6 protein-coding genes are annotated in these 5,296 nt (G+C 71.1%); 4 read left to right on the forward strand and 2 right to left on the reverse strand.

The features are described 5' to 3' along the window. Positions 1-252 precede the first annotated feature (252 nt). The 4 genes from VFZ20_RS09915 to VFZ20_RS09930 all read left to right on the forward strand — a co-directional run bounded on the left by VFZ20_RS09915 (position 253) and on the right by VFZ20_RS09930 (position 2,383). Positions 253-687 carry a hypothetical protein gene (locus VFZ20_RS09915; protein WP_329683708.1) on the forward strand — a complete coding sequence of 145 codons (435 nt, stop codon included), beginning with the start codon at positions 253-255 and terminating at the stop codon, positions 685-687. A gap of 41 nt (positions 688-728) precedes the next feature. Next, positions 729-1,346: a GNAT family protein gene (locus tag VFZ20_RS09920; RefSeq protein ID WP_329683709.1), complete on the forward strand. Its 618-nt coding sequence runs from the start codon at positions 729-731 to the stop codon at positions 1,344-1,346. Between the two features lie 238 nt (positions 1,347-1,584). Next, positions 1,585-2,040: a GNAT family N-acetyltransferase gene (locus VFZ20_RS09925; RefSeq protein ID WP_349264081.1), complete on the forward strand. Its 456-nt coding sequence runs from the start codon at positions 1,585-1,587 to the stop codon at positions 2,038-2,040. A 127-nt stretch (positions 2,041-2,167) separates the two neighbouring features. Then, a complete protein-coding gene (locus tag VFZ20_RS09930; RefSeq protein WP_329683711.1) occupies positions 2,168-2,383 on the forward strand; it encodes a hypothetical protein in 216 nt (71 codons plus the stop codon). 426 nt (positions 2,384-2,809) lie between these two features. Here VFZ20_RS09930 and VFZ20_RS09935 read toward each other — a convergent pair whose 3' ends face one another. Both VFZ20_RS09935 and VFZ20_RS09940 read right to left on the reverse strand, forming a co-directional pair. Next, complete coding sequence (locus VFZ20_RS09935) at positions 2,810-3,559, reverse strand: amino acid ABC transporter ATP-binding protein (protein ID WP_329683712.1); 750 nt, start codon at positions 3,557-3,559, stop codon at positions 2,810-2,812. Further along, positions 3,556-5,028, reverse strand: coding sequence for an ABC transporter permease subunit (locus VFZ20_RS09940; protein ID WP_329683713.1), 1,473 nt, complete (start codon positions 5,026-5,028; stop codon positions 3,556-3,558). The genes VFZ20_RS09935 and VFZ20_RS09940 overlap by 4 nt, the downstream gene beginning before the upstream one ends. Positions 5,029-5,296: the final 268 nt, after the last annotated feature.

The raw sequence follows: 5,296 nt of genomic DNA on the forward strand, positions 1-5,296 counted from the left end.
CCCGGAGCTGCCGGGCATGGTCTACCTGCTCACCGCGCCGGGCCGCTTCCAGGCGTACGACACGGAGACGGCGCGCCCCTGCCAGTGACGGCCGGCGCCGCCTGATCCGCATCTCCCGAACGTCCTTGTCCGCGCACTCGCCCGCCCGTTCGGGCTCCACCTCCGGCGCGGCACTGTCACGGACGGCCGGGCCTCCGCGTTGTGAGGCAGATGTGGATGCTTTCGCGCTCCTCACCGCGACCGAACGACGCCATGATGATCCGCAGACGTGCCGCGCTCGCCCTGCTGTGCACCGCCGTCGCCGGCTGCGATTCCGCGACGGACGTGGAGGTGGCGGCCCGCTACGCGCTGGACGTGGACCCGCCCGTGGTGATCCGGAACGAGAACGTGCGCATCGAGCTGCTGCAGGACAACCTGTGGCTCCAGGAGGACGGCCGGGCCCGCCGTGAGGTGACCGAGCGCCTGGACTACCTCGTCCCCGGCCCGCGCGACACCACCCTCACGTACACGGAACACTACGTCTACGACGTAAAGGGCAGCACCATCGAGATGGGCGCCGTGTGCCCGCCCAACGCCCTCTGCACGCCGCCGCCGCACGTATGGGGACGGGTGACGGACGACGGCCTGGAGCTGCACCTTGCCTTCGATCCCGACGTGCTGCTCACGTATCGCCGCCTCGTTCCCTGAGGCGGCAGACTTCAGCACTTCTCGCCCGACGACCCGACCCGATGCCCGGTCCCGCGTACCGCATCCACACGCCGCGTCTGGTGATCCGCTGCTGGAGCCCGGCGGACGCGCCGCTGCTGGCGGACGCCATCACCGCCAGCGTGGAGCACCTTCGGCCGTGGATGCCGTGGGTGCATTCCGAGCCGGAGGAGCTGGAGACCAAGGTGCAGCGGCTTCGCTCCTTTCGGGCGAAGTTCGACCAGGACGAGGACTACATCTACGCCCTCTTCAGCCCCGACGAGCGCGAGGTGCTGGGCGGCACGGGCCTGCACCCGCGCGTGGGCACGGACGCGCTGGAGATCGGCTACTGGATCAGCGCGCCGCACGTGGGCCGGGGGCTGGCCACGGAGGCCGCGGCGGCGCTGACCCGCGTGGCGTTCGAGGTCAACGGCGTGGAGCGGATGGAGATCCGCTGCGATCCGGCGAACGTGCGCAGCGCCGCCGTCCCCGCCAAGCTGGGCTATACGCACGAAGCTACCCTCCGCGCCCGCGTGATCGGCGGCGACGGCGCGTTGCAGCCCGGGATGATCTGGACGCTCCTACGCGACGAGTATCCCGCCACCCCCTCCGCCGCCGCGCCCGTGGAGGCGTTCGATGCCGCGGGGCGGAGACTGTTGTAACCCGTGCGGCGGACGATCCCGCACGGATCGGCTCTGCGGCCGATTCCAGGTGTGTGGCTCCCGGACCGGGGCGAAGGATGCGCATCGCCCACCTGGACCGGGACGCGCCGCGTCCGCGCCTGAGCGAATGATCCTCGTGCGAATCTGATCTGGTAACGCCGTCCCCCAGCCGGAGCGAATGAATTCGCCGCTGGAAAGGCGCGAAGTCCGCCTTCGCGGACTGCCCCAGAGCGGATGGATGCGGTGCAGCGAGTCGAGTCGTCGCTCCCCAATCTATCCCACGACGCAATCCGACGTGGAAATCACCTTCCTTACCCGACCGCCGCTCCCGGATACGCAGTTGAACGCGCTGTTCACGGCGGCGTGGCCGGACCACGTCACGCGGGCGTTCGGGCCCGTGCTGGAGCGCAGCCTGGCCTGGATCGCGGCGTTCGAGGGCGAGCGGCTGGTGGGGTTCGTGAACGTGGCGTGGGACGGGGGCGAGCATGCGTTTCTGCTGGATCCCACGGTGCATCCGGACGTGCGGCATCGCGGCATCGGCTCGGCGCTCGTGCGCGCGGCGACAGCGGCCGCGAAGGAGGCCCGCGCCGCGTGGCTGCACGTGGACTACGAGCCGCACCTTGCGCCGTTCTATCGTGCGCTGGGGTTTCGCCACACGGAAGCGGGCCTCATCCACCTCGCGACATCCGCCTGACCGGAATCAGCCGGACGACGAGGCCCCGATGGGCGCGGGGTCTAGGCGTACGGAAGTATCTATTTGCGGGTAAAGGATTTGCATGGTCGTCCCCCTCCGTCGCGGAACCCTGAACGGAGGTGGCCGGATGCAAAGGCGAAAGCTGAAGCTGGACGACCTGGCGGTGGAGACGTTCGCGACTGTCGCCGCGGACGAGGTGGGGCGGGGCACGGTGGCGGCGCACCAGAGCGGGGTGGACACGTGCGCCACGTGCGTGAACTTCCTGTGCTGGGCGTCGCGCATCCAGACCAACTGCTGCACGCAGAACCCCGACGCCAACTGCAGCCTCCCCGCCGTCTGCTGAGGGGCGGATCGGCATCGGCGGAACGGACAAAGCCTCACGCGACGTTTCGCGTGAGGCTTCTTTCGTGTCGAGTGGTGAGGAAGCACGGTCCCCGCGATGCGTCATCCTGAGGAGCGCCCGCGCGCACCCCGAACGTGCACCGGACTCTGGGCGCGACGAAGGATCTTGTGTGCGGTACGTGAGGGCAGGGTCACGTGATGGAGCCGCTTTGGTGCTTCGGACACAAGATCCTTCGTCGCCGCCATGGATCACGCGCGGGCAGCCTCCACGCGGCGGCTCCTCAGGATGACGTGTCTTGCGGGGGCGCGGTTCACGACAGCCTCGCGGGATCGTATGTCGCGGGGGACGTGCATGTCGAGGCGGACAGGGACGTGCAGCGAATCAGCGCGGGTCCGTAGTTGCAGGCTACTCCCTATTCCCTGTTCCCTATTCCCTGCGCTCGTGCGCCAGCAGCTCGCGCGTGGCGGGCTCCGATGGCTGCGTGAGCACCATCGACGACGTGCCGTACTCCGCCATGCGGCCCTCGTGCAGCACCAGCACGCGGTCCGTGTGCGCCAGGGCAAAGTCCACGTCGTGCGTGGCCACCAGCAGGCCGCGTCCGCCGCGCGCCAGCTTTCGGAGCGACTCGCCCAGTGCGCCGCGGCGGGCGGGGTCCAGCGCGGACGTGGGCTCGTCCATCAGCAGCACGGCGGGGTCCGGGGCCAGCGCCCGCGCGATGGCCACGCGCTGCGCCTCTCCGCCGCTCAGCTCGCGCGGATAGGCGCCGGCGCGCGGGCCCACGCCCAGGCTCTCCAGCAGCTCCATGGCCGCCTGCCGCGCCGTTGCGGCCGGCCAGCCCAGCACGTGCACGGGCGCCAGCGTCACGTTCTCCAGCGCCGTCAGGTGCGGAAAGAGCGCGTGCGACTGGAACACCATCCCCACCTTGCGCCGCAGCTCCCGCAGCCGCGACTCGCGGGGCACGGGGCCGGGCGCGAGGCGAAATCCGCCCACCTCGATCAGGCCGGCCGTGAACGGCTCCAGGGCGGCCACGGCGCGCAGCACCGTGGACTTGCCCGCGCCGGAGACGCCCATCAGCGCCACCACCTCGCCCGGCTCCACCTCCAGGTCCAGGCCGCGCAGCACGGGCTTGTCGCCGCGCACGGCGTGCAGCCCGCGGATCACCAGCGTGCCGCTCATGCCAGGCTCCAGCGCTGCTCCAGCCGGCGCGCGACGCGGCTCAGCGGCAGCGACATCGACAGGTAGATGAGCGCGCACAACACGCCCGGTACGGCCCAGCTGCCCACGTTGGTGGCGTAGATGGCCGTCTGCTTGGTCAGCTCCACCACGGTAATGACGGACACGAGCGACGAGTCCTTGAGCAGCGCCACGAAGTCGTTGGTCATGGGGGCCAGCGCGTGCCGCAGCGCCTGGGGGCCACGCACCAGCCGCAGCGCCTGAAGCTCCGTGAGGCCCAGTGTGCGCGCGGCCTCCAGCTGCTGGCGGGGGACGGCCTGCAGGGCGGCGCGGTAGATCTCCGACTCGTACGCCGCGTAGTTCAGACCCAGCCCGATGACGGCCGCCGCGAACGCCGGCAGCCGCACGACGGACGCCAGCCCGTAGTAGATGACGAACAGCTGCAGCAGCACGGGCGTGCCCCGCATCACCTCCACGTACACCGTCAGCAGGGCCCGGACGGCGGGCGGGCCGTACACGCGCCCCGCCGCCACCGTGATGCCCAGCCCCACGGCCAGCACCATCGCCAGCACGGAGAGGATGATCGTCACGCCGGCCGCGCGCGCCAGGGAAGGGAGGTAGGCGGCGACGGAGCGGTCGCGGGTGGCGGCGGCGCCGTCCTCGCCCGGCGCCTGGGCCAGCACGCGCTGAAAGTACGCCGCCTGCGCGTCGTCCCATACGCCCCAGCGGCGGAACGTGGCCTCCAGCGAGCCGTCCTGCATCCGCGCGCGCAGGACGGCGTTCGCGCTGTCGCGCAGGGCCGCGTTGCGGCGCGCGAACACGCCCACGTACGCGCCCGTGGCCACCGGCTCCGGCTGGATGACAAAGCCGCCCGTGCGCCGGAGCGAGCGGTCCGCGATGACGTTGTCCAGCAGCACGGCGTCCACGCGGCCGGCCACGAGGTCCGTGTACGGGTGGATGTCGTCGTCGTACGAGACGGGGACCAGCCCTGTCTTCTTTTGCTCGTCCAGCAGGATGTCGTGCGCCATGGTGGCGCCCAGCGTGGCCACGCGCCGCCCCGCCAGGTCCGCCAGCGTGCGAAAGCGGTCACGGTCCGCCGGGCGCACGGCCAGCACCTCGTGGAACTCGTAGTACGGGATGGTGAGGGCGTACCGCTCGCGCATCTCCGGCCGGTCCTCCACGCCCGACAAGCCGATCTCGAAGTCGCCGCGGTCCAGCGACTGGCCGATGCTGGCCCACGCCACCTGGACGAACTCCGATTTGCGCCCCAGCCCTTCCGCGATCATCCCCGCGATCTCCACGTCGAAGCCGCGTACCACGGTCGGGTCCGCCGGGTCCGCCTCCACGAACGGCGCGCCGCCCTCCGCGTCGCCGCCCCAGCGGAACGCCCCTTTCGCGTCTGCCTCGGACGATGCGGAGGTGCCGCACGCCGCCAGCAGCAGCGCGGCGCCCGCAGCGATCAGCCGGCGCATGGCATCCGCCGGGCGCGAGGATGGCGATGGAGCTTCTGAACGATGCGGATCACGGGCGGGAAGCGTGTGACGTCTGGAGCGGCGACGGGATGGTGGGCGCGTGAACTTACGCGACGCGCGCACGGCCCTCAAGATCGGTGGATCGGTGGATCGGTGGATCGGTGGATCGGTGGATCGGTGGATCGGTGGATCGGTGGATCGGTGGATCGGTGGATCGGTGGATCGGTGGATCGGTGGATCGGTGGATCGGTGGATCGGTGGATCGGTG

Source organism: Longimicrobium sp., from assembly GCF_036280135.1.
Taxonomy (GTDB): Bacteria; Gemmatimonadota; Gemmatimonadetes; order Longimicrobiales; family Longimicrobiaceae; genus Longimicrobium.

What these genes read in the sequence shown, in the direction of transcription:
- VFZ20_RS09915 (WP_329683708.1), top strand. Translation starts at nt 253, where the DNA reads ATGATGATCCGCAGACGTGCCGCGCTCGCCCTGCTGTGCACCGCCGTC.
- VFZ20_RS09920 (WP_329683709.1), top strand. Translation starts at nt 729, where the DNA reads ATGCCCGGTCCCGCGTACCGCATCCACACGCCGCGTCTGGTGATCCGC.
- VFZ20_RS09925 (WP_349264081.1), top strand. Translation starts at nt 1,585, where the DNA reads ATGCGGTGCAGCGAGTCGAGTCGTCGCTCCCCAATCTATCCCACGACG.
- VFZ20_RS09930 (WP_329683711.1), top strand. Translation starts at nt 2,168, where the DNA reads ATGCAAAGGCGAAAGCTGAAGCTGGACGACCTGGCGGTGGAGACGTTC.
- VFZ20_RS09935 (WP_329683712.1), bottom strand. Translation starts at nt 3,559, where the DNA reads ATGAGCGGCACGCTGGTGATCCGCGGGCTGCACGCCGTGCGCGGCGAC.
- VFZ20_RS09940 (WP_329683713.1), bottom strand. Translation starts at nt 5,028, where the DNA reads ATGCGCCGGCTGATCGCTGCGGGCGCCGCGCTGCTGCTGGCGGCGTGC.